Genomic DNA, 19,424 nt, shown 5'->3' on the forward strand with positions numbered 1-19,424 from the left:
TCCCGCCCGCCCTTGGTGGGATGAGAGAGCCCATGCCGCACGATCACGCCGGACACCCGCCCAAATCCGAGGGGCACGACCACGACGAGCATGACCACGATCATGATCACCACGATCATGATCACGGGCATGACCATCGCCATGATCACGCGCATGGGCACGGCCACCATCATGGTCACGCCCATGGGCACGGACATCACCACCACGTCCCGAAGGACTTCGGCCGCGCCTTCGCCATCGGCACCGCGCTGAACCTGGGCTTCGTGATCGTCGAGGCCGGCGCGGGTCTCGTCACCCATTCGCTGGCCCTGCTGGCCGACGCCGGTCACAATCTGTCGGACGTGCTGGGCCTCCTGATGGCGTGGGGGGCGACCGTGCTGGCCAAGCGCGCGCCCAGCGCCCGCCGCACCTACGGCCTGCGCAAGGGCACGATCCTGGCCTCGCTGGCCAACGCCGCCCTACTGCTGATCGCCATCGGCGCCATCGCCTGGGAGGCCGTCCGCCGCTTCGCCACGCCCGAGCCGATCCAGACCGGCGAGGTGATGGTCGTCGCCGCCATCGGCATCGTGATCAACACCGCCACGGCCCTGATGTTCATGAAAGGCTCCGAGGAGGACCTGAACGTCCGGGGCGCCTTCCTGCACATGGCCGCCGACGCCGCCGTCTCGGCCGGCGTGGTGGTCGCCGCCCTGGTCATGGCCTATACGGGCTGGCTGTGGCTGGACCCGGCGGTCAGCATCGCGATCTCGGTGGTCATCGTGCTCGGCACCTGGGGCCTGCTGCGGGACTCGCTGGACATGGCCCTGGACGCGACGCCGCGCGGCATCGACACCCAGAAGGTCCGCGAATGGCTGACCGCGCGTCCCGGCGTCACCGAGGTGCACGACCTGCACATCTGGGCGATGAGCACCACCGAGACGGCGATGACCGCCCACGTGGTCCGTCCGCTGGACGCCGACCACGACCAGTTCCTCCACGACGCCTGCGCCGAGCTGGCCAGCAAGTTCAACATCGGCCACGTGACCATCCAGGTCGAGACCAGCCATGGCGCGCACGCTTGCCGACTGGCGCCGGCCGACGTGGTCTGACGGACCACGCGTGATCCGGCCGGGCGCTCTCAATCTGTATCGGGCCGCCACGGGCCTGGCCGAGCCGCTGGTTCCCGCCCTGCTGGCCAGCCGCGCCCGCAAGGGCAAGGAGGACCCGGCCCGCCTCGCCGAGCGCCTGGCCAAGGCCCCAACGCCCCGCCCCGACGGCGCCCTCGTCTGGCTGCATGGCGCCAGCGTCGGCGAGAGCCTGTCGATCCTGCCCCTGGTCGAGCGCCTGCGCGTCGAACGGCCCGAGGTCACGGCGCTGGTCACCTCGGGAACCACCACCTCGGCGGCCCTCCTGGCCCAGCGCCTGCCGCCGGGCGCGATCCACCAGTACCTGCCGGTCGACACGCCGGGCGCGGCGAGGCGCTTCATCGCCCACTGGACGCCCAGCCTGGGCGTCTTCGTCGAGAGCGAGCTGTGGCCCAACCTGCTTCTGGAGGCCAAGACCGCCGGAACGCGTCTGGCCCTGGTCTCGGCCAAGCTTTCCGACCGCAGCTTCGCGGGCTGGCTCAAGCGCCCGGCCGCCGCGCGCCAGTTGCTGACCGGCTTCGATCTGATCCTGGCCCAGGACGCCCGGGCCCGCGAGCGGTTCGAGACCCTGGGCGGCCGGGTCGCCGGCGAGGCCGATCTGAAGTTCGGCGCCGCGCCCCCGCCGGTCGACGAGGCCGCCTTGGCGACCGAGCGCGCCCGGTTTTCCCGGCCGCCGCTGCTGATCGCCAGCACCCATCCCGGCGAGGACGAGATCGCGCTGGACGCCATCGCCGCCCTGCCCGATCGCCCGCCGGTCGTCCTGGTCCCGCGCCATGTCGAGCGTGGTCCCGCGATCGCCGAGCTGGCCCGGGCGCGCGGCCTTTCGGCGGCCCTACGCGGCCAGGCGCCGGACGCGATCGCCGACATCCGTGTCGCCGACACCCTGGGCGAGATGGGCCTGTGGTTCAGGCTGGCGGCGACCTCGGTGATCGCCGGCAGCCTGGTCCCCGACATCGGCGGCCACAACCCGCTGGAGGCCGCCCGCCTGAACTGCCCGACGATCAGCGGACCGTTTGTCGAGAACTGGGCCTCGGCGTTCGCCGGGCTGGAAGCGGCGGACGGGGTCGTGATGACGACGCCGGCGGCCCTGAGGGACTCCCTGGCCGCCGATCTGGCCGCTCCGGACAGGGCCGGGGCCCGAGCCGCTCGCGCCCGCGCCTTTGTCGACGCCCGCGACGGCGAGGCCCGCGCCGGCCTGTCCCGCATCCTCGAGCTCGTCCCATGAAACTCGGCACGCCCCGTTGGTGGTATCGGCGAGACGGCGGCCCGGCGCCCCTGACCCGCGCGCTGCTGACGCCGCTGTCATGGCTGTGGGCCGACGCCACCCGGCGACGCATCGCCCGAACGACGCCGGCCATTATCGGCGCGCCGGTCATCTGCGTCGGCAATGTCACCATGGGCGGCGCGGGCAAGACGCCGATCGTTCGCGAACTGCTGTTGACCCTGACCCAGCGCGGGGTCGCCGCCCATGGCCTGTCGCGCGGCTATGGCGGCAAGCTGAAGGGACCGGTCCAGGTGGATGCCGCCCGCCACACCGCCGCCGATGTCGGGGACGAGCCGCTGATGCTGGCCCAGGACTTTCCGATGTGGGTCGCGGTCGACCGCGTCGCCGGCGCCAAGGCGGCCGCTGGCGCCGGGGCTCAGGTCATCGTCATGGACGACGGCCACCAGAACCCGAGCGTCCGCAAGGCCCTGTCGCTGGTCGTGGTGGACGGCGAGACGCGCGGCGGCGAGTGGCCGTTCGGCGACGGCCGTGTCTTCCCCGCCGGCCCGATGCGCGAACCGCTCGAGGTCGGACTGTCCCGCGCCGACGCGGTGATCGTGCTGCTGCCGATCGATGTCGAACAGCCCGACTTCGAGCTGCTGGTCCAGTTCGGCGACATGCCGGTCCTGGTGGCCCGGCTGGAGGCCGCCGCCCCCGTCCCACGCGGTCCGCAGGTCGGGTTCGCGGGCGTCGGCAAGCCGTGGAAGGTCGAAAAGGCTCTGACCGCGGCCGGCTGCCAGCTGGTCGATTTCGCCCCGTTCCCGGACCATGGCGACTATGACGCGGCGACGCTGCGGATGCTATCCGACCGCGCCAAGGTCTATAACGCGGGCCTGGTCACCACCGAGAAGGATTGGATGCGCCTCCCCCCGGAGTGGCGCGAGAAGGTCACGCCCTGGCCGGTGCGGGCCCGATTCGACGACCCCGCGGCGGTGGACGCGCTTCTGGCCAGGGTGGGCTTCTAGACGCTACAGCGTCTCCGGCGCGTAGGTCGCCAGCACCTCGGGATCCCAGTTGGCCACGATGCGGGGAAGGTTGACCTGGATCCAGTCGGCGAGGCCCCGGGTCCGCTCGGCGACTTCCAGGCCCAGCGGCGTCAAGCTGTACTCGACGTGGGGCGGCACGACGGCGAAGGCCTCGCGACGCACAAAGCCGTCGCCTTCCAGCAGCTTCAGCGTCTGGGCCAACATCCGCTCGCTCACCCCGCCGATGTGCTTCTTCAGCTGGGAAAACCGCAGCGTCCGCGTCTCCAGCGCCATCAGGACCAGCACGCCCCAGCGGCTGGTGACGTGGTTCAGCACCTCGCGCGAGGGGCAAGCCGCCGCCATCAGGTTCCCCTCGGCGACGATGTCGGACAGCGGCCGGCGCGGCGCCGTCTGGGAGCGATCAATTTGTTCCATGCTTACATTTATGTACGTACTTACGAAAAGTAAGCAAGGCTTCTAGATGGAGCGGGTCCGCCAAAAGGGAGAAGGAACATGACGACCATCGCCGTCACCGGATCGACCGGCCAGCTGGGCCGCCTGGTCATCGAGAAGCTGAAGGCCCGCGTCTCGGGCCAACAATCCATCGTGGCCCTGGCCCGCGATCCGGCCAAGGCCGCCGACCTGGGCGTCAAGGCCCGCGCCGCCGACTACGGCCAGCCGGAGACCCTGGCCAAGGCCTTGGCCGGCATAGACGTCCTGCTCTTGATCTCCAGCGACGCGATCGGCCAGCGCGTGGCCCAACACCGCAATGTCGTTGAAGCCGCCAAGGCGGCCGGCGTGGGGCGGATCGCCTATACGAGCATCCTGCGCGCCGACGTCACGCCGATCGGCCTGGGCCAGGAGCATCGCGCCACCGAGACGCTGATCGCCGAGTCCGGCCTTGGCTTCACCCTGCTGCGCAACGGCTGGTATCTGGAGAACTATGCCGGGGCCATCGCGGGCGCGCTGCACGCCGGCGCCTTTGTCGGCGCGGCGGGCGACGGCCGTATCTCCGCCGCCGCGCGGGCCGACTACGCCGAAGCCGCCGCCGTGGCGCTGACCGGCGAGGGTCACGTCGGCAAGACCTACGAACTGGGCGGCGACGACAGCTTCTCCATGGCCGAGCTGGCCGCGGAGGTCTCGCGCCAAGCTGGGCGCTCGCTGCCCTATAACGATCTGCCCGAGGCCGAGTACGCCAAGATGCTGGAAGGCATCGGCCTGCCCGCGCCGGTCGCCGCCATGCTGGCCCAGTCCGACGTCGGCGCGTCCAAGGGCGGACTGGTCGAGAACGGCCGCCAGCTATCGGCTCTGATCGGCCGTCCGACGACGCCTCTGCCCGCCTTTGTCGAAGGCGTGCTGAAAGGCCTCTGACGCCGCCCCTCGCGACCGCGCGCGAAGTCTGTGGGCGGTCGCGGTTTTCCCCTCGCCAGGACGCGGCGGGTTTGCGATGGGCTGACGATGAAACGCGTCGGCTATTATCGCGTCCCGCCCGCGCCGGGGATCTTCTTCAGCCCGGCCCAGGAGGAGCGGCTGCTGCTGCTCGGCTGCGAGCAGGTGTTCAGCGACCGCTGCCTGGCCTCGGGCGTGGTTCGCCCCGGCCTGGAGCGCGCCCTGGCGGCGCTCGAGCCCGGCGGCGTTCTGGCCGCGCCCAGCCTCCACGCCCTCGGCGGCGATCTGGTCGCGGTGATGGATGTCGTGCTGAAGCTCCGCGCCCGCGACCTGCATCTGCTGGTCCAGCAGCCCGAGATCGACACCCAGGCCGATCCGGGCTTCTTCGAGACCTGCCGGGCCCTGACCGCCTTCAACGGCGAGCGCGCCATGATCCGCCGCGCCGAGGCGGCCATGGTCGCCCGTGGCGTTCGCGGCGCGGGACTCAAGGGCCTGAAGGGCGGCGTCGCGCCGATCGAGGACGAGGACAAGGACAAGGACGAGGACGACTGAAGCCGAAAGCTCTAGACCTTAAGCCGGTATCCCGTCTGGAAGATGCGCCAGACCACGAACAGGCCCAGGACCAGGAAGAGCGCCGTCATGCTCAGACTGACGCCCACCCCGACGTCGGAAACGCCGTAGAAGGCCCAGCGGAAGCCGCTGATCAGATAGACCACCGGATTGAACAGCGTCACCGCGCGCCAGGCCGGGGGCAGCATCGAGATCGAATAGAAGCTGCCGCCCAGGAAGGTTAGGGGCGTGATGATCAGCATCGGCACGATCTGCAGCTTCTCCCAGCCGTCGGCCCAGACGCCGATGATGAAGCCCATCAGGCTGAAGGTGACGGCCGTCAGGATCAGGAAGAGGCCCATGACCAGCGGATGGGCGATCTGGAAAGGCACGAAGATCCGCGCGGTGGCCAGGATCAGCAGGCCCAGCAGCACCGACTTGGTGGCCGCCGCGCCAACATAGCCGACCACCGCCTCCCACCAGGCCACCGGCGCCGACAGCAGCTCGTAGATCGTGCCGGCCCACTTGGGCATGTAGATGCCGAACGAGCCGTTGGAGACGCTTTCCGTCAGGACGGACAGCATGATCAGCCCCGGTACGATATAGGCGCCGTAGCTAACGCCGTCGATCGGCTGCATCCGCGAGCCGATGGCCGAGCCGAACACGACGAAATACAGCGTCGTCGAAATCACCGGCGACAGCACGCTCTGGGCCAGAGTGCGGAACCAGCGCTCCATTTCGAAACGGTAGATGGCCTTGATCGCGAAGAGGTTCATCACGCGGCCTCCCGCACCAGGCTGACGAAGATGTCTTCCAGCGAGCTCTGCTCGGTCTTCAGATCGACGAAGTCGACGCCGGCGCCGGCCAGGCGTCGCAGAAGGTCGGCGATGCCGGTGTCCTGCGACTTGGAGTCGAAGGCGTAGACCAGCGCCAGACCGTCCTCGGAAAGACTGAGGGGCTCGCCCTCGAGCCCCGCGGGCAGAGCGGTCAGCGGACTTTTCAGGTGCAGGGTCAGACGGCGCTCGCCCAGCTTCTTCATCAGCTCGGTCTTGTCCTCGACCAGGATGATCTCGCCCTTGCGGATCACCCCCACCCGGTCGGCCATCTCCTCGGCCTCCTCGATATAGTGGGTGGTCAAGATGATGGTGACGCCGCGCTCGCGCAGCTTGCGGACCATCTCCCACATGTCGCGGCGCAGTTCGACGTCGACGCCGGCCGTGGGCTCGTCCAGGAACAGGATGGTCGGCTCGTGGCTCAGCGCCTTGGCGATCATCACCCGGCGCTTCATGCCGCCCGACAGCGCCATGATCTTGGCGTCCTTCTTGTCCCACAGCGACAGGTCGCGCAGGATCTTCTCGATCAGGGCGTCGTTGCGCGGCTTGCCGAACAGGCCCCGCGAGAAGCTGACCGTGGCCCAGACGCTTTCGAAGGCGTCGGTGTGCAGCTCCTGGGGCACCAGGCCGATCTTGGCGCGGGCGGCGCGATAGTCCTTCACCACGTCATGACCGTCGGCGACGATGGTCCCGCCGCTGGGGTTGACGATGCCGCAGACGGCGCCGATCAGGGTGGTCTTGCCCGCCCCGTTCGGCCCCAGAAGCGCGAAGATCTCGCCCTTTCGGATCTCCAGGTCGATCGACTTCAGGGCCTGATGGCCGGACGCATAGGTCTTGGTCAGACCCTTTACCGAAATGATGGAGGTCACGCCGTCTCCCGGAGGCTCGCGAGCGCCTCAGATGGTGTTGCTCGCGTCGGATAACAGGGGGACTCGTGCTTAAGCGTCGCCCCGCTTCAGTTGGACAGGTCGCGAACCCGCAGAATCGAGCCCTCGACGCCGATGACGACCACCTCCTGGCCGATGACGGGAACCGGTTCGTCGGTCAGGGCCGCCCAGTCCTTGCCGTCGACGAAGACGCGGCCTCGCCCCTGGTCGAAGGTCGTCAGCACCTGGCCGCGCTGGCCGATCAGGCGTTGCGACGGATCGTTCAGGTCGGGGCTCTTGGGCTCGAGAACCGGTCTCAGATAACGGCGGGCCAGATAGGTCGAGGCGATGGCCAGGACGACGAACAGGCCGATCGACACCAGGCCGTTCAGCCGCAGCGCCTGGGCGATCGCGCCGGTCGCGGCGGCGCTGGCGGCCGGCCACAGCAGCCAGCCCGTGCCGCTGGCCACTTCCAGCGCCAGGAAGACGGCGGCCACGGCCAGCCATAGCCAGAAGGGATGCAGGACGTAGAAGCCAGCCAGGGCGTCCATCGGCTCAGGCTCCTCGCTTGCCGCCCGTCGGGGCGCTGGTCGCGCCACGCGGGGCGGGCGTCGCCGCCGGACGCGCCGGGGCGTCGGCGCCCAGAGACTTGATCAGCTCGCCAACCCCCGCGACCGTGCCGGTCAGGCCCGAGAAATCGGCCGGCACGATCACCGTCTTCTGCTGCGGGCTGCGGGCCAGCTCGCCGAACGCCTCGACATATTTCTGGGCGACGAAATAGTTGATGGCGTTGACGTCGCCCTTGGCGATGGCCTCGGAGACCAGGGCCGTGGCCTTGGCCTCGGCCTCGGCCGAGCGCTCGCGGGCCTCGGCGTCGCGGAAGGCCGCCTCGCGACGCCCCTCGGCCTCGAGGATGGCCGACTGCTTCTGACCTTCGGCGCGGGCGATCTGAGACTGCTTGTCGCCCTCGGCCTCGGTGATCACCGCCCGCTTCTCGCGTTCGGCCTTCATCTGGCGGGCCATGGCGTTGGTGATGTCCGGCGGGGGGGTCAGGTCCTTGATCTCGATCCGCGCCACCTTCACGCCCCAGGGACCGGTGGCGTGATCGATGGTCGAGAGCAGGCGGGTGTTGATCTGGTCGCGCTGGGACAGCACCTCGTCCAGCTCCAGCGAGCCGACGACCGTGCGCAGATTGGTCTGGGCCAGCTGGGTGATGGCGTAGATCAGATTGTCGACCCGATAGGCCGCCGCCGCCGCGTCCATCACCTGAATGAAGACGATGGCGTCGACCTTCACCGAGACGTTGTCCTTGGTGATCACCTCCTGCTGAGGCACCTCCAGGACCTGCTCCATCATGTTGACCTTGCGGCCCACGGTCTCGAGGAACGGCGTCAGGATCGAGATGCCCGGCTTCAGGGTGCGCGTGTAGCGGCCAAAGCGCTCCACGGTGAATTCACGGCCTTGCGGCACGATCTTGATGGCGCTCCACAGGAAGGCGAAGGCCAGCACGAGGAAAATCAGAACGACGACGCCCACGGCGCTTCTCCCCAGAGGACTGGACGGCTTAACTCTGAGTGGAGCTTAGAGCGGGACGCGACAAAGCGGGAGCGTTTTCGGCGGACGCCCTCAGTGGGCGACCTCGTCCGCGCCGTCGGCCGGCGGCGCCTGGGCCACGCGCAGGGTCTGCGACAGTTTCAGGGCCAGGGCCTGGCCGCGCCTGGCCGATTGCTGGGCGGCCTTGCGGGCGGCGTCATCGCAGGCGGGATACCCCCCGCGGGCCGCCGCGAAACCGGTGTTGAAGCGCTCGCGCAGCTGGGCGTCGAAGGCTTGGTCGGCCTGCTCGACCTCGGTCAGCCGCACCATGCGCGCCCGCCAGTACTGGTCGCCCTCGCCCTGACAGACCTGACGCAGGGCATGGCTTTCGCCCAGCGCGTAGGCGAGGTCCAGCAGACGCTGACGCTCGCCGGCGTCGCGCTCCTGCGCGTGGGCCATCGACGCGACGACCGGCGAGGCGCTGAGCGCCATAGCGACGAAAGAGACGAGGAACGGGCGCGCCATGACGTCGTTATCGCCAATCCGAGCCGCCCTGTCATCGCCCCGCGCCTGTCAGGCGAGACACATCGCCACCGCCTGGGGATGAATATGACAAAGCCGAGCCGAATTAACGCCTTGCGATCGCCATGGATCGGGAGTTCCCTGTGGATACTGCAAGGAGGTCAAGCCATGACTGAGGTGCATTACGGCGTCGTGCGCGTCGGGGATCGCTGGTCGATCATCGGCGACAATCTGCGCTTCGGCGCCTACGCCACCCGAGGCGAAGCCAGCGCCGCCGCCCGACGACTCGCCGAACATCCGGCTGGCCTGGGCCTGCCCGTCCTGCTGCACGAGCAGGAAGAGGACGGGGTGCTGCCGGGTCCGACGCTGCTGAGCTGACCCGCCGCGCCCGCCGGCTCCTCGCCGGTCACGCGGCGGGCGCATCGGCTCGTGAACGCAAGAGTCTCGCCGTCGGCGGAAACTAAGCCGTGCCAGGCGCGCTTAAACAGGCGAGCTTCACGGGAGATATCCATGACGGCCTTCGCCCGCATCGTTCGCGGCGCCTCAGAGGGCGCCGCGGCCCCGCCTTTCGAGTCCAATCGCCTGCTCGCCGCCCTGCGGCCCGACGCGCTGGCGGAGTTGTCTCGCTATCTGGCGCTGGTCGACCTGCCTCAGGACGCGGTGCTGTTCGACGCCGGCGACGATGTCGAGAACACCTACCTGCCCAGCGGGCCGACCCAGGTGTCGCTTCTGGTGGTCACCTCGGACGGCCAGGAGATCGAGGCCGCAAGCATCGGCTTCGAGGGCGCGATCGGCGGCGTGGTCAGCGCCGGCTTCAAACCCGCCTATGGCCGCGCGGTCGTGCGCGTCCCCGGCCGCGCCTTCTGCCTGCCGACCAACCGGCTCGAAGAGGTCAAGACCCATCATCCCGCCGTGGCCGACCTGTTCGATCGCGCCGCCGACGTCTTCATCGCCCAGATGATGCAGGTCGCCGCCTGCAACGCTCTGCACCCGATCGAACAGCGCGTCTGCCGCTGGCTGCTGTTCGCCCACGACCGCTCCGGCGACGAGCCGATCCGCCTGACCCAGGAGACCCTGGCCCAGATGCTGGGCGTGCAGCGCACGACGATCAGCGCCGTCGCCCGCGTGCTGCAGGAGGCCGGGGTCATGGACATCGGCCGCGGCAAGGTCACCATTCTGGACCGCCCGGCGCTCGAAAAGCGCGCCTGCGAATGCCACGGCGCGGTCGAGGCGCATTTCCGCAGGGTGCTGCCGAAGGTCGCGCCCTGATCGGCGACTTCTAGACCCGAAAGGCGGCCGCCTTGGCCAGGGCGGTCTCCGCCTCGGCCACCAGACGAGTCACGATCTGGCCGGCCGGCAAGACGTCGCGAACCCCGCCGGCGCTCTGCCCCATGGCGAAGCAGGACTTCTCGGGGTCCAGGCCGTCGATCTGGCCGCCGATGCCGCCCATGGCGCCGTTGCGCACCGAGACCATGGCCTGTTGCGGGAAGGGCTGGATATCGGCCGGACGGCTTTCCCAGTCGTCGACATAGGGGTTCTTCTTCACCCGCATCGGCTTGCCCGAATAGCAGCGGGTGCGGATGGTGTCCTCGTCCGCGGCCTCGACCACCGCCTGGCGATAGAGGTCTCCGGCATGGGCCTCCTGGCTGGCGATGAAGCGCGTGCCCATCCAGACCCCTTGCGCCCCTAGGGCGAGCGAGGCGGCCAGCCCTCGGCCGTCGTACAGGCCGCCGGCCGCGATCACGGGGATCTTCACCGCCTCCACGGCCTGGGCGACCAGCGGCAAGGTTCCGACGAGACCCGTGTGGCCGCCGCCTTCCCCGCCCTGGCAGATGACGGCGTCGCAGCCGGCCTGCTCGGCCTTCACCGCGTGCTTCACCGCGCCGCAAACCACCATGACCTTCAGGCCCGCCGCCTTCAGCCGCGCGATGATCGGCAGCGGCACGCCCAGCCCGGCGATGAAGGACGAGGCGCCTTCCGCGATGATCACCTCGACGCTGGCGGTCAGGGCGTCGGGCGTGGCCGCCAGAAGATCGACGCCGAACGGCTTGTCGGTCAGTTTCCGGACCTCGCGCATCTGGTCGCGAATGAAGTCTGGCGTCGTCCCGGCCATGCCCAGCACGCCGTAGCCGCCGGCGTTCGACACCGCCGCCGCCAGCGGCGCGTAGGACACCCCGCCCATGCCGGCTAGCAGGATCGGATGCTCGATATGCAGAAGATCGCAGAGCGGCGTGCGCAGACCCATGCCGGTTCCTCCCTCGTTTTTAAGGAGGATTTCGGTCCGGGCGCGGCGCGGCAAGGATGCCGCGAGGTTAGGCGCGACGGACTCGTTCCAGCTCGGCTTCCGGTTCGCAGGTCCAGAAGCAGCCCGCCATGGCGGTCAGGACCAGGGCGATCAGGGTCAGGAAGCCGCGCGCCGGTGTCAGACCGACAACGTCTTGGGGCGTCATCTCTTCGTTTCCTCGCCGGCGCCCGGATCTGATGTCCAGGCTGCCGCGAGAAGAGCTTCACATCGTCGGCGCGGTTCGGCAAGGGGCTGTTTTCCATCGCCTTTCCTGGACTTTGGAGTCCAAAAAACAGCCCCCCGCTACCGCCTCTAGAAGATCGAGTACCCGCCGTCGATCACGATCGTCGTCCCGGAGTGATAGCTGGACGCGTCGGAAGCCAGATAGACGGCCATGCCGCCGAAATCGTCGGGCTCCCCCCAGCGGCGGGCCGGGACGCGCGGGATCACCTTCTCGGCGAAGGCCGAATTGCCCTGGGCGCCGGCGGTCATGTCGGTGGCGATCCAGCCCGGCAGGATGGCGTTGGCGCGAACGCCGTAGCGGGCGTGCTCCACGGCCACGGACTTGATCATCGAGATCACCGCGCCCTTGGTCGCCGCATAGGCCTCATTGCGGGCCGCGCCCTCGATGGCGGCCAGCGAGGCCACGCCGACCAGCGAGCCGCCGGCGTCGCCGGTCTTGGCCCGTTCGACCATGTGGCGGCAGGCCTCGCGCAGCGTGAAGAAGACGCCGTCCAGATTGACCGACAGCACCTTGCGATAGGTCTCTGTCTTCATCTCGACGAAAGACGGCGAACCGAAGCCGACGCCGGCGTTGGCGAAGACGCTGTCGACCCGCCCCATGGCGGCCACGGCTTCCTCCATGCCCTCGCGCACCTGGGCCTCGTCGGCGACGTCGACGGTCTGGGCCTTCACGCGGACGCCCAGAGCGGTCAGCTCCTTCTCGGCGGCCAGGTTGCGCTCGGCGTTGGAGCCCCAGATGACGATGTCGGCGCCGGCCTGCGCCATCGCCTTGGCCATGCCAAAGCCGATGCCGCGATTGCCGCCGGTGACCAGGGCCACCTTGCCCGACAGGTTGAACGGCGCGTAGGCCATGGTCGACCCTCCCTCTGCTTACGTCTTGAAACGTTCGTTTGAAGGAGAGGCGCTGACGTTGCGTCGGTCAAGAGCCGTCTGGGGCGAAGCGCTCGTAAGCCTCGGCGATCACCCGGCGCGTCTCGTCCCATTCCACAAGCGCCATGGCCTCGTCGTAGCTGACGAACCTGGCCTCGGCCGCGTCGTCGCCGGCGATGGGCTCGCCGCCGGTCCAACGGGCGGCGTAGTCGATCAGGACGTAGTGGCGGGTTATCTCGCCCCCCGGCCGAGCCGGAAGCACGCCGTCGACCACATCGACGAGGCCCAGCAGTTCGGCGTCGATCCCGGTCTCTTCCTTCAGCTCGCGCAGGGCGGCGTCCATCGTCGTCTCGCCCCATTCGAGACGCCCGCCGGGAAGGCTCCACTGGTTCAGCCGAGGCGGCGTGCCGCGCCGGATCAACAGCACCGCCTCGCCCTTCAGGCAGACGACGCCGACGGTCGGCACGGGGTGGCGCGCGTCGGCCATCAGGGAAACCCGACCTTCAGATCGACGGTGGAGCGCACGCCGATGCACCCCTCGCATTCCGTTAGCCACGCTTCGGCGGCGGCCCGGCCCCGCGCCTTGAGGTCGGTCAGGAAGCTCCATTCGGTGTCGAACTTGCTGGCCAGCGACAGATCCGCCAGCGGCTTGTCGGCCGTGATGGCGTGGACCAGCATCTTCCGATAGCGGCCCCGGGCGCTCTCCTTCAGCAGGCCTTGATCCAGCAGCTTCTGCACGAAGCCGATCGCCCGCAGTTCCGAGGCCAGCGAGGCGTTGAAGGTGATCTCGTTCAGCCGATCCATGATCTCGCCCGGCGTCTTGGGCGTCTCCTCGCGGACGAACGGGTTCAGGCTGACCACCAGGATGTCGTCGGGGGTGTCTTCGTAGAAAAGCGGCCAAAGCGGCGGGTTCGCCAGGAAGCCCCCGTCCCAATAGGGCTCGCCGTCGATCTCCACCGCCTGGAACACCTGCGGCAGGCAGGCGCTGGCCATGATGTGGCGCGCGGTCAGCTCGGTCTCGCGGAAGATGGTGGACTTGCTGGTCCGCACCGCCGTGGCGGCGATGTAAAGCTTCAGCGGGCTGCGTTCGCGGATCTGCGAGAAAGTGATCTCGGCTTCCAGCGCGTCGTGCAGCGGGTTCAGGTTGAACGGGTTGAACTCATAGGGGCTCAGCGACAGGGCCAGGGTCTCGGCCATCCGCCAGCCGGGCGTGTTCTTCAGCCAATCGACGCCGCCCGAGAAGGCGTTGGTCCAGATCGAGGTGTCGCCGAAGACGTTGCGGCCGCCCGATCGATTGACCTGCTTCCAGAACGAGTCGAGCCGCTTGCGCGCCCCCGCCCTGCCATCGTCGATCAGGCCCTGAGCCAGACAAACCGCGTTCATCGCCCCGGCCGAGGCGGCTGTGACCGCCCGGATCTCGAGATTCTCGTCCTCCAGAAGGCGGTCGAGGACGCCCCACTCGAACGCCCCGTGCGAGCCCCCGCCCTGCAGGGCCAGGCTCAGCTGTTTGGGACCGGTCTTCTTCCTGAACGGTGGAATCGGCATGAGAACTCCGGAAGGATCAGCCCCCCGATCCGTGACGCGTCCCCCGGCGCGGGCGTCTTATTGCGCGACCCAGCCGCCGTCGATCTGGAAGGCCGCGCCATTGGCCGAGGCCCCGGCATTGGACACCAGGTACAGCAACATGCCGGCCAGTTGGTCGAAGGTCACGAACTGCTTGGTCGGCTGGGCGGCCAGGATCACGTCCTTCATCACCGCCTCTTCCGAGATGCCGCGCGCCTTGGCCTGGTCGGCGATCTGGGCCTCGACCAGGGGGGTCTTCACGAATCCGGGGCAGATGGCGTTGCAGGTGACGCCGTGCTCGGCCACCTCGAGGGCGACGGTCTTGGTCAGGCCCATGATGCCGTGCTTGGCCGCGACATAGGCCGACTTGAACGGCGAGGCGACCAGACCGTGGGCCGAAGCGATGTTGACGATCCGTCCGCGCCCCTGCTCCTTCATGATCGGCACGGCCGCCTTGGTCGCGTGGAAGGCCGACGACAGATTGATGGCGATGATCAGGTCCCACTTGTCGTCCGGGAAATCCTCGATCGGGGCCACGTGCTGGACGCCGGCGTTATTGATCAGGATGTCCAGCTCGCCGAACTCGGCCTTGGCCTGGGCCACCATGTCGGCGATCTGAGCCGGCTTGGTCATGTCGGCGCCATGATAGAGCACCTCGACGCCATGCTTCTCGGCCATCTCGGCGCGGGTGCGCTCGATGGCGGTCATCTCGCCCAGGCCGTTCATGACGATATTGACGCCTTGGGCGGCGAGCGCGTCGGCCAAGGCGTGGCCGATGCCGCTGGTCGAGCCGGTGACGATGGCGACCTGCCCCTGCAAACCGAAGTCCACGGCCATGCGAGCGCTCCCTGAAATGACGACCCTAACGTGCTGCAATGCAGCATATAGCTCGCCCCTGCGAAGGGCGAGCCCTTATTAAATTCATCGATAGATGAATTCAGGGTTGCGGGCGAGCGAAAACCCAGTCCGTCGAGGTCGAAAGGTCCGGCTTGAAGCCGTAGCCGTCCAAGTCGAAGCCCTTCAGCCCCTCGGCGCGATCGATGCGGTTGTCGATGGCGTAGCGCGCCATGCGGCCCCGCGCCTTCTTGGCGAAGAAGCCCAGCACCCGCAGCTCGCCCTGCTTCTCTTCCTTGAAGTGGCAGGTGACCACCGGCAGCTTCAGGGCCTTGGCGTCGACGGCGCCGAAATATTCCTGGCTGGCTAGGTTCACCAGCGTGGGATCGGCCTGGCCCTCAGCGGCGACGTTCAGGGTCTTGGAGATCGTCTCGCCCCAATAGTCGTAAAGATTGGCGCCGCGCTTGGTCTTCAGGCGCGTGCCCATCTCCAGGCGGTAGGGTTGCAGGGCGTCGAACGGACGCAGCACGCCGTAGAGGCCCGACAGGATCCGCAGATGATCCTGCGCCCACTCCAGGGCCGGCCGATCCAGTTCCCGCGCCGCCAGCCCCGCATAGACGTCGCCATTGAAGGCGATGATGGCCTGAAGACCCTCCTCCAGCTCCGAGTCGAAGGCCTGGAAGCGCTCGCGGTTCAGCGTCGCCAGGGCGTCGGAGATGTGCATCAGGCGCTTGAGGTCGGCCGCCGTCAGCTTGCGCGTGACCTTGGCCAGTTCGGCGATCTGCGGCTTCAGCTCGGGCGTCGTCAGGGGCAAGGCCTGGGCGGGCGCGGTGAAGTCCAGCGACTTGGCGGGCGAGATGACCATCAGCATGGCCGGGGAGATAGAGGGTTCGACGCTCGGGCGCTAGGGCCGAGCCCGATCACTTTCCGTAATGGAAAGTTTTGACTTGCCAGAATGGAAAGTCATCCGTTATGACTTTCCGTGCTGGAAAGTTAGGAGGTCGCGATGACCCGAGACGAAGACGCGCTCCGCATGTTGGCCGAGGTCGAGGCGGCCAACGCCGACCTGGCCGAACGCGCCAAGGCGCCCGTCTGGTACCATCCGGCCCTGGGCCTCCTGATGGGCGGCCTGGCGGCGGTGGAGGCGGCTCCGCTGATCTGGCAATATGCCTATTTCCCCTTGTTCGGCCTTGGGATCTGGCTTCTGGTGCGGGCGTACATCCGCAAGACCGGCCTATGGATCTACGGCTTCCGCGCGGGTCGCACCCGGATCGTCGCGCTGTCCCTGGCCCTCCTGTGCGGAGGCCTCGCGGCGATGTCGGGCTGGCTCTTCCACGCCAGGCGCGTGGTCTATGCGCCGCTCTTGACCGGAGCCATGATCGCTGTCGCCGCCACCGTCGGCGGCCTGCTTTGGGAAGCGGCCTTCCGCGCCGACCTCCGCGATGGGCGCGGCCTGTGAGCGCCAGCCTCGACCCAGTGATTCACGCCCCCAATCGCTTGCAGATGTGCTGCATGTTGGCGGCCGTCGACACCATCGACTTCGCCACCGTGCGCGAGGCGCTGGACGTCTCGGAGTCGGTGCTCTCCAAGCACTTGAAAACGCTGGAAGAGTCCGGCTATGTGAAGGTCAGGAAGGCGGCCTCCGAGGGCCGCCAACGCACCTGGCTGTCGCTGTCCAAGCCCGGCCGCGAGGCGCTGCGGAGCCACCTCGCGGCGCTGAAAGCAATGATGGCGGGGGTGCCGGAGATCTAGAACAACACGCGCGGGTTCATGATCCGCTGGGGGTCCATCGCCTGGCGGATCGCCCGCAGGGCCGCGACCTCGATCGGGTCCTTGTAGGTCAGGGCCTCGGCCGTCTTCATCGCCCCCAGACCGTGCTCGGCGCTGATCGAGCCGGAAAAGCTGGCGGTGATGTCGTGGACGATCTTGGCGCCGGCCTGACGCTGGGCGTCGTGCGCGTCATCGTCGCCGCCCACCGGCTTGAGCACGTCATAGTGAACATTGCCGTCGCCGACATGGCCGAAGGCGATGATGCGCACGCCGGGGAAGGCCTGCTCCAGCGCCGCGTCGGCCCGCTCGATGAAGGCGGGTATCTTCGAGACCGGCACCGACACGTCGTGCTTCCACACCGCGCCCTCGGGCTTCTGGCCGGCCGAGTGGCCCTCGCGGATATGCCAGAATTGCTTTTCCTGCGTCTCGGTCTGGGCCACGGCGGCGTCGGCGATCAGACCATCCTCCAGGGCCTTGGCCAGCAGGCGCTCCAGCGCCGCCTCGGCCGCGCCGGGCTCGCCGCTGGCGATCTCGACCAGCACGTACCAGGGATGCTCGCTGGGCAGCGGATCGCGCAGGCCCGGCACGTTTCGGACGGTCAGGGCGAAGCCGAGCAGGCTCATCAATTCAAAGGCCTCGACCGCGCCGCCGGTCTCGTCCTTGGCGCGGGCCAGCAGCTGGATGGCGTCGGCCGGCGAGGCCAGCCCCACGATCGCCACGGCCCGCGAGGCCAGCGGCGCGTGCAGCTTAAGGCTGGCGGCGGTGACGATCCCCAGTGTGCCCTCGGCGCCGATCAGCAGCTGCTTGAGGTCGTAGCCGGTGTTGTCCTTGCGCAGGCGCTTCAGGCCGTTCCAGATCTCGCCATTGGGCAGGACCGCCTCGATCCCCAGCACCTGCTCGCGCATCATGCCGTAGCGCAGGACGGCCGTGCCGCCGGCGTTGGTCGAGATCAGCCCGCCGATCGTGCACGAGCCTTCCGACGCCACGCCGACCGTGAAGCGACGGCCGACCTTGGCGGCCTGCTGGAGGGCCTCGTACAGAGTGACGCCGGCTTCCAGCACCATCGCGTCGTCAAGCGGATCGACGTCGCGAACCGCCTTCAGCTTTTGCGTCGAGAGCAGGATCTCGCCGTGCGGAATCTGGCCGGCGACCAGACCGGTATTGCCGCCCTGCGGGGTGATCGCCACGCCCTCGGCGGCGCAGATCCCGACCACGGCGGCGACCTCGGCGGTCGTGCGCGGCGTGACCAGCAGCGGCGTCTCGCCCCGCCAGCGACCGCGCCATTCCACCAGATGCGGCGCCAGGACGTCGGGATCCTGGCTCCAGCCGCCCGCGCCGAGCACGGCCTGGATCCGGGAGACGACATCGGCGGGAACGGGCTTGGTCATGGGGCGATCCTACGCTCGAAAGGTCAGCCGATGAAGCCCGCCGCCCGGCGCAAGCGGTCGTTGATCGCCTCGCCCAGGCCGTCCTCCGGGATCGGCGCGACGGCGATGGCCGAGGGTTTGGTTCGATCGGCGGCGCGCAGGAACGAGAACAGGTTGGCGGCGGCCTCGGCCAGATCGCCCGTCGGACTGAGATTGAAAATCGTCGGCCCCTCGGCATCGGGACCGAAGGCCAGAAACGCCTCGCCGGCCTCCGGGGCCCTGGCGTTGATCCGCACCGGCGCATCGGGGGCGTAGTGCAGGGCCAGGCGACCGGGCGAGCGCTTGGCGTCGTCCTCGGCCTCGGCCAGGGGTCCGACAATCCGCGCGAGCTGGGCGCGCGTGACCGCGCCGGGCCGCAGCAGCCGCGCTTCGCCCTCCAGTACCGAGACGACGGTCGATTCCAGCCCGACGGCGCACGGCCCTCCGTCCAGGGCGGCGGCGGCCTTGTCGCCGGTCTCGGCCATGGCGTCGGCGAAGGTGGTGGGGCTGGGGCGCCCCGAACGATTGGCGGACGGCGCGACGACCGCCCCGCCGAAGGACTCCAGCACCGCGCGCGCTAGCCGATGGCCCGGCACGCGGATGGCCACGGTGTCGAGGCCCGCCCGGGCCAGATCGCAGACGGCGCCGGCGTCCTTGATCGGCGCGACGATGGTCAGAGGTCCGGGCCAGAACGCGCGGGCCAGCGCCACGGCGCGGTCGTCGAGGTCGGCGATGCGCCCGGCCGTCTCCAGGTCGGCGACGTGGGCGATCAGCGGATTGAAGCGCGGTCGGCCCTTGGCCTCGAAAATCGCCGCCACCGCCGTGGGGTTCGAAGCGTCCGCACCGAGCCCATAGACCGTCTCGGTCGGCAGCAGAACCAGCCCGCCGGCGCGCAACGCGTCGGCGGCCTTGGTTACTTCCGCTTGGCGGTCAACGCGAAGCTCACCTTCACCTTGCCACCGATCTGATCCGTCGACGCCCATTCGCCCTGCCCAACCCCGAACGCGGTCCGGTCCAGGGTGGTTACACCGCGCGCGGTCGCCATGTCGCCGTCGATCTTCAGCGAGAACGGCAGGCTAAGCGGCTTTTTCACGCCGCGCAGGTCCAGGGTCCCGTCCGCCACGAACTTGCCCTCGCCGGTCTTGCGGAACTTGGTCGCGGTGAAGATCGCCTTGGGATGGGCGGCGGCGGCGAAGAAGTCGTCGCTGGGCAGGCTGGCGTCGCGCTGGTCGTCGCCGGTCTTGGCCGAGGTCATGTCGATGGCGACGGTCAGTTTCGAACGGTCCAGCGCGTCCGGAGAGAACAGGATGTCGGCGGTCCAAGCGGTGAACTGGCCCTGGATCGTATCGGCGGACCAGGTGGCGGCGAAGGTCAGGGTCGAGCCCTTCTGGACCGTCCAGGCGACGGGG

The 19,424-nt window shown here is 69.0% G+C and carries 25 protein-coding genes; 9 read left to right on the forward strand and 16 right to left on the reverse strand.

Annotation, left to right across the window (positions count from 1 at the left end):
• Positions 1-32 precede the first annotated feature (32 nt).
• The 3 genes from FCU40_RS01310 to lpxK are packed head-to-tail and all read left to right on the forward strand — an operon-like array spanning position 33 to position 3,353.
• On the forward strand, positions 33-1,088 hold the full coding sequence (locus FCU40_RS01310; protein WP_168072394.1) for a cation diffusion facilitator family transporter: 1,056 nt from the start codon (positions 33-35) through the stop codon (positions 1,086-1,088).
• Positions 1,045-2,349 (forward strand): 3-deoxy-D-manno-octulosonic acid transferase, encoded by a 1,305-nt coding sequence (locus FCU40_RS01315; protein ID WP_168072395.1) that lies wholly within the window; start codon positions 1,045-1,047, stop codon positions 2,347-2,349. Before FCU40_RS01310 ends, FCU40_RS01315 begins: the two co-directional genes overlap by 44 nt.
• On the forward strand, positions 2,346-3,353 hold the full coding sequence (gene lpxK, locus FCU40_RS01320) for a tetraacyldisaccharide 4'-kinase (protein WP_168072396.1): 1,008 nt from the start codon (positions 2,346-2,348) through the stop codon (positions 3,351-3,353). Before FCU40_RS01315 ends, lpxK begins: the two co-directional genes overlap by 4 nt.
• A gap of 3 nt (positions 3,354-3,356) precedes the next feature.
• On the opposite strand, the gene FCU40_RS01325 is transcribed toward lpxK, so the two are convergent.
• Positions 3,357-3,788 (reverse strand): helix-turn-helix domain-containing protein, encoded by a 432-nt coding sequence (locus FCU40_RS01325; protein ID WP_004623481.1) that lies wholly within the window; start codon positions 3,786-3,788, stop codon positions 3,357-3,359.
• Positions 3,789-3,866: 78 nt separating this feature from the next.
• On the opposite strand from FCU40_RS01325, the gene FCU40_RS01330 reads away from it, so the two are divergent.
• Positions 3,867-4,724, forward strand: coding sequence for an SDR family oxidoreductase (locus FCU40_RS01330; protein ID WP_168072397.1), 858 nt, complete (start codon positions 3,867-3,869; stop codon positions 4,722-4,724).
• Positions 4,725-4,811: 87 nt separating this feature from the next.
• Entirely contained in the window at positions 4,812-5,294 is a 483-nt protein-coding gene (locus tag FCU40_RS01335; RefSeq protein WP_168072398.1) for a recombinase family protein, read from the forward strand.
• A gap of 11 nt (positions 5,295-5,305) precedes the next feature.
• Here the strand turns inward: FCU40_RS01335 and FCU40_RS01340 are convergent, their stop codons facing one another.
• The 5 genes from FCU40_RS01340 to FCU40_RS01360 form a co-directional block, all read right to left on the reverse strand.
• Complete coding sequence (locus FCU40_RS01340; RefSeq protein WP_004623488.1) at positions 5,306-6,067, reverse strand: ABC transporter permease; 762 nt, start codon at positions 6,065-6,067, stop codon at positions 5,306-5,308.
• On the reverse strand, positions 6,067-6,993 hold the full coding sequence (locus tag FCU40_RS01345) for an ABC transporter ATP-binding protein (RefSeq protein WP_004623489.1): 927 nt from the start codon (positions 6,991-6,993) through the stop codon (positions 6,067-6,069). The genes FCU40_RS01340 and FCU40_RS01345 overlap by 1 nt, the downstream gene beginning before the upstream one ends.
• Positions 6,994-7,079: 86 nt before the next feature.
• The gene (locus FCU40_RS01350) at positions 7,080-7,541 is read right to left on the reverse strand and encodes an NfeD family protein (RefSeq protein ID WP_004623492.1); all 462 of its coding nucleotides are present in this window, start codon (positions 7,539-7,541) and stop codon (positions 7,080-7,082) included.
• Positions 7,542-7,545: 4 nt separating this feature from the next.
• Positions 7,546-8,526 (reverse strand): SPFH domain-containing protein, encoded by a 981-nt coding sequence (locus tag FCU40_RS01355; protein ID WP_004623493.1) that lies wholly within the window; start codon positions 8,524-8,526, stop codon positions 7,546-7,548.
• 90 nt (positions 8,527-8,616) lie between these two features.
• Positions 8,617-9,048 carry a TIGR02301 family protein gene (locus FCU40_RS01360; RefSeq protein WP_168072400.1) on the reverse strand — a complete coding sequence of 144 codons (432 nt, stop codon included), beginning with the start codon at positions 9,046-9,048 and terminating at the stop codon, positions 8,617-8,619.
• Positions 9,049-9,213: 165 nt separating this feature from the next.
• Between FCU40_RS01360 and FCU40_RS01365 the strand changes: the two genes are divergently transcribed.
• Positions 9,214-9,423 carry a hypothetical protein gene (locus FCU40_RS01365; RefSeq protein WP_004623496.1) on the forward strand — a complete coding sequence of 70 codons (210 nt, stop codon included), beginning with the start codon at positions 9,214-9,216 and terminating at the stop codon, positions 9,421-9,423.
• A 132-nt stretch (positions 9,424-9,555) separates the two neighbouring features.
• Positions 9,556-10,314: a Crp/Fnr family transcriptional regulator gene (locus FCU40_RS01370; RefSeq protein WP_168072402.1), complete on the forward strand. Its 759-nt coding sequence runs from the start codon at positions 9,556-9,558 to the stop codon at positions 10,312-10,314.
• A 10-nt stretch (positions 10,315-10,324) separates the two neighbouring features.
• On the opposite strand, the gene FCU40_RS01375 is transcribed toward FCU40_RS01370, so the two are convergent.
• The 7 genes from FCU40_RS01375 to yaaA form a co-directional block, all read right to left on the reverse strand.
• The gene (locus FCU40_RS01375) at positions 10,325-11,290 is read right to left on the reverse strand and encodes a nitronate monooxygenase family protein (protein WP_004623502.1); all 966 of its coding nucleotides are present in this window, start codon (positions 11,288-11,290) and stop codon (positions 10,325-10,327) included.
• Positions 11,291-11,357: 67 nt separating this feature from the next.
• Entirely contained in the window at positions 11,358-11,495 is a 138-nt protein-coding gene (locus FCU40_RS01380) for a hypothetical protein (protein ID WP_004623503.1), read from the reverse strand.
• A 146-nt stretch (positions 11,496-11,641) separates the two neighbouring features.
• Positions 11,642-12,424, reverse strand: coding sequence for an SDR family oxidoreductase (locus FCU40_RS01385; protein WP_004623505.1), 783 nt, complete (start codon positions 12,422-12,424; stop codon positions 11,642-11,644).
• A gap of 67 nt (positions 12,425-12,491) precedes the next feature.
• On the reverse strand, positions 12,492-12,929 hold the full coding sequence (locus tag FCU40_RS01390) for an NUDIX hydrolase (RefSeq protein WP_168072404.1): 438 nt from the start codon (positions 12,927-12,929) through the stop codon (positions 12,492-12,494).
• Complete coding sequence (locus FCU40_RS01395; protein WP_168072405.1) at positions 12,929-13,987, reverse strand: patatin-like phospholipase family protein; 1,059 nt, start codon at positions 13,985-13,987, stop codon at positions 12,929-12,931. The genes FCU40_RS01390 and FCU40_RS01395 overlap by 1 nt, the downstream gene beginning before the upstream one ends.
• 57 nt (positions 13,988-14,044) lie before the next feature.
• The gene (locus FCU40_RS01400) at positions 14,045-14,842 is read right to left on the reverse strand and encodes a 3-hydroxybutyrate dehydrogenase (RefSeq protein WP_004623511.1); all 798 of its coding nucleotides are present in this window, start codon (positions 14,840-14,842) and stop codon (positions 14,045-14,047) included.
• Between the two features lie 100 nt (positions 14,843-14,942).
• Positions 14,943-15,710, reverse strand: coding sequence for a peroxide stress protein YaaA (gene yaaA, locus FCU40_RS01405; protein WP_168072406.1), 768 nt, complete (start codon positions 15,708-15,710; stop codon positions 14,943-14,945).
• Positions 15,711-15,845: 135 nt separating this feature from the next.
• On the opposite strand from yaaA, the gene FCU40_RS01410 reads away from it, so the two are divergent.
• Complete coding sequence (locus FCU40_RS01410) at positions 15,846-16,298, forward strand: hypothetical protein (protein WP_168072407.1); 453 nt, start codon at positions 15,846-15,848, stop codon at positions 16,296-16,298.
• Positions 16,295-16,591, forward strand: coding sequence for a transcriptional regulator (locus tag FCU40_RS01415; protein ID WP_168072408.1), 297 nt, complete (start codon positions 16,295-16,297; stop codon positions 16,589-16,591). The genes FCU40_RS01410 and FCU40_RS01415 overlap by 4 nt, the downstream gene beginning before the upstream one ends.
• On the opposite strand, the gene FCU40_RS01420 is transcribed toward FCU40_RS01415, so the two are convergent.
• The 3 genes from FCU40_RS01420 to FCU40_RS01430 all read right to left on the reverse strand — a co-directional run.
• Entirely contained in the window at positions 16,588-17,997 is a 1,410-nt protein-coding gene (locus FCU40_RS01420) for an FAD-binding oxidoreductase (RefSeq protein WP_168072409.1), read from the reverse strand. The two genes, FCU40_RS01415 and FCU40_RS01420, sit on opposite strands and share 4 nt — an antisense overlap.
• Positions 17,998-18,020: 23 nt before the next feature.
• Complete coding sequence (locus tag FCU40_RS01425; protein WP_168072410.1) at positions 18,021-18,998, reverse strand: L-threonylcarbamoyladenylate synthase; 978 nt, start codon at positions 18,996-18,998, stop codon at positions 18,021-18,023.
• Positions 18,929-19,424, reverse strand: a 496-nt coding sequence (locus tag FCU40_RS01430; RefSeq protein ID WP_168072411.1) for a YceI family protein, incomplete at its 5' end; no start/stop codon positions are given. The genes FCU40_RS01430 and FCU40_RS01425, both read right to left, overlap by 70 nt.

This window comes from Caulobacter sp. SSI4214, assembly GCF_012184455.1.
In the GTDB taxonomy this organism is placed as follows: Bacteria; Pseudomonadota; Alphaproteobacteria; order Caulobacterales; family Caulobacteraceae; genus Caulobacter; species Caulobacter vibrioides_E.

Excerpts from the sequence above, each read along its gene's own strand:
- FCU40_RS01370 (WP_168072402.1), top strand. The coding sequence starts at position 9,556 with ATGACGGCCTTCGCCCGCATCGTTCGCGGCGCCTCAGAGGGCGCCGCG.
- FCU40_RS01410 (WP_168072407.1), top strand. The coding sequence starts at position 15,846 with ATGACCCGAGACGAAGACGCGCTCCGCATGTTGGCCGAGGTCGAGGCG.
- FCU40_RS01340 (WP_004623488.1), bottom strand. The coding sequence starts at position 6,067 with ATGAACCTCTTCGCGATCAAGGCCATCTACCGTTTCGAAATGGAGCGC.
- FCU40_RS01360 (WP_168072400.1), bottom strand. The coding sequence starts at position 9,048 with ATGGCGCGCCCGTTCCTCGTCTCTTTCGTCGCTATGGCGCTCAGCGCC.
- FCU40_RS01330 (WP_168072397.1), top strand. The coding sequence starts at position 3,867 with ATGACGACCATCGCCGTCACCGGATCGACCGGCCAGCTGGGCCGCCTG.
- FCU40_RS01395 (WP_168072405.1), bottom strand. The coding sequence starts at position 13,987 with ATGCCGATTCCACCGTTCAGGAAGAAGACCGGTCCCAAACAGCTGAGC.
- FCU40_RS01315 (WP_168072395.1), top strand. The coding sequence starts at position 1,045 with ATGGCGCGCACGCTTGCCGACTGGCGCCGGCCGACGTGGTCTGACGGA.
- yaaA (WP_168072406.1), bottom strand. The coding sequence starts at position 15,710 with ATGCTGATGGTCATCTCGCCCGCCAAGTCGCTGGACTTCACCGCGCCC.
- FCU40_RS01385 (WP_004623505.1), bottom strand. The coding sequence starts at position 12,424 with ATGGCCTACGCGCCGTTCAACCTGTCGGGCAAGGTGGCCCTGGTCACC.
- FCU40_RS01335 (WP_168072398.1), top strand. The coding sequence starts at position 4,812 with ATGAAACGCGTCGGCTATTATCGCGTCCCGCCCGCGCCGGGGATCTTC.
- FCU40_RS01310 (WP_168072394.1), top strand. The coding sequence starts at position 33 with ATGCCGCACGATCACGCCGGACACCCGCCCAAATCCGAGGGGCACGAC.
- FCU40_RS01390 (WP_168072404.1), bottom strand. The coding sequence starts at position 12,929 with ATGGCCGACGCGCGCCACCCCGTGCCGACCGTCGGCGTCGTCTGCCTG.
- FCU40_RS01365 (WP_004623496.1), top strand. The coding sequence starts at position 9,214 with ATGACTGAGGTGCATTACGGCGTCGTGCGCGTCGGGGATCGCTGGTCG.
- FCU40_RS01420 (WP_168072409.1), bottom strand. The coding sequence starts at position 17,997 with ATGACCAAGCCCGTTCCCGCCGATGTCGTCTCCCGGATCCAGGCCGTG.
- lpxK (WP_168072396.1), top strand. The coding sequence starts at position 2,346 with ATGAAACTCGGCACGCCCCGTTGGTGGTATCGGCGAGACGGCGGCCCG.
- FCU40_RS01375 (WP_004623502.1), bottom strand. The coding sequence starts at position 11,290 with ATGGGTCTGCGCACGCCGCTCTGCGATCTTCTGCATATCGAGCATCCG.
- FCU40_RS01350 (WP_004623492.1), bottom strand. The coding sequence starts at position 7,541 with ATGGACGCCCTGGCTGGCTTCTACGTCCTGCATCCCTTCTGGCTATGG.
- FCU40_RS01425 (WP_168072410.1), bottom strand. The coding sequence starts at position 18,998 with ATGGGCGTCGACGGATCAGATCGGTGGCAAGGTGAAGGTGAGCTTCGC.
- FCU40_RS01325 (WP_004623481.1), bottom strand. The coding sequence starts at position 3,788 with ATGGAACAAATTGATCGCTCCCAGACGGCGCCGCGCCGGCCGCTGTCC.
- FCU40_RS01400 (WP_004623511.1), bottom strand. The coding sequence starts at position 14,842 with ATGGCCGTGGACTTCGGTTTGCAGGGGCAGGTCGCCATCGTCACCGGC.
- FCU40_RS01380 (WP_004623503.1), bottom strand. The coding sequence starts at position 11,495 with ATGACGCCCCAAGACGTTGTCGGTCTGACACCGGCGCGCGGCTTCCTG.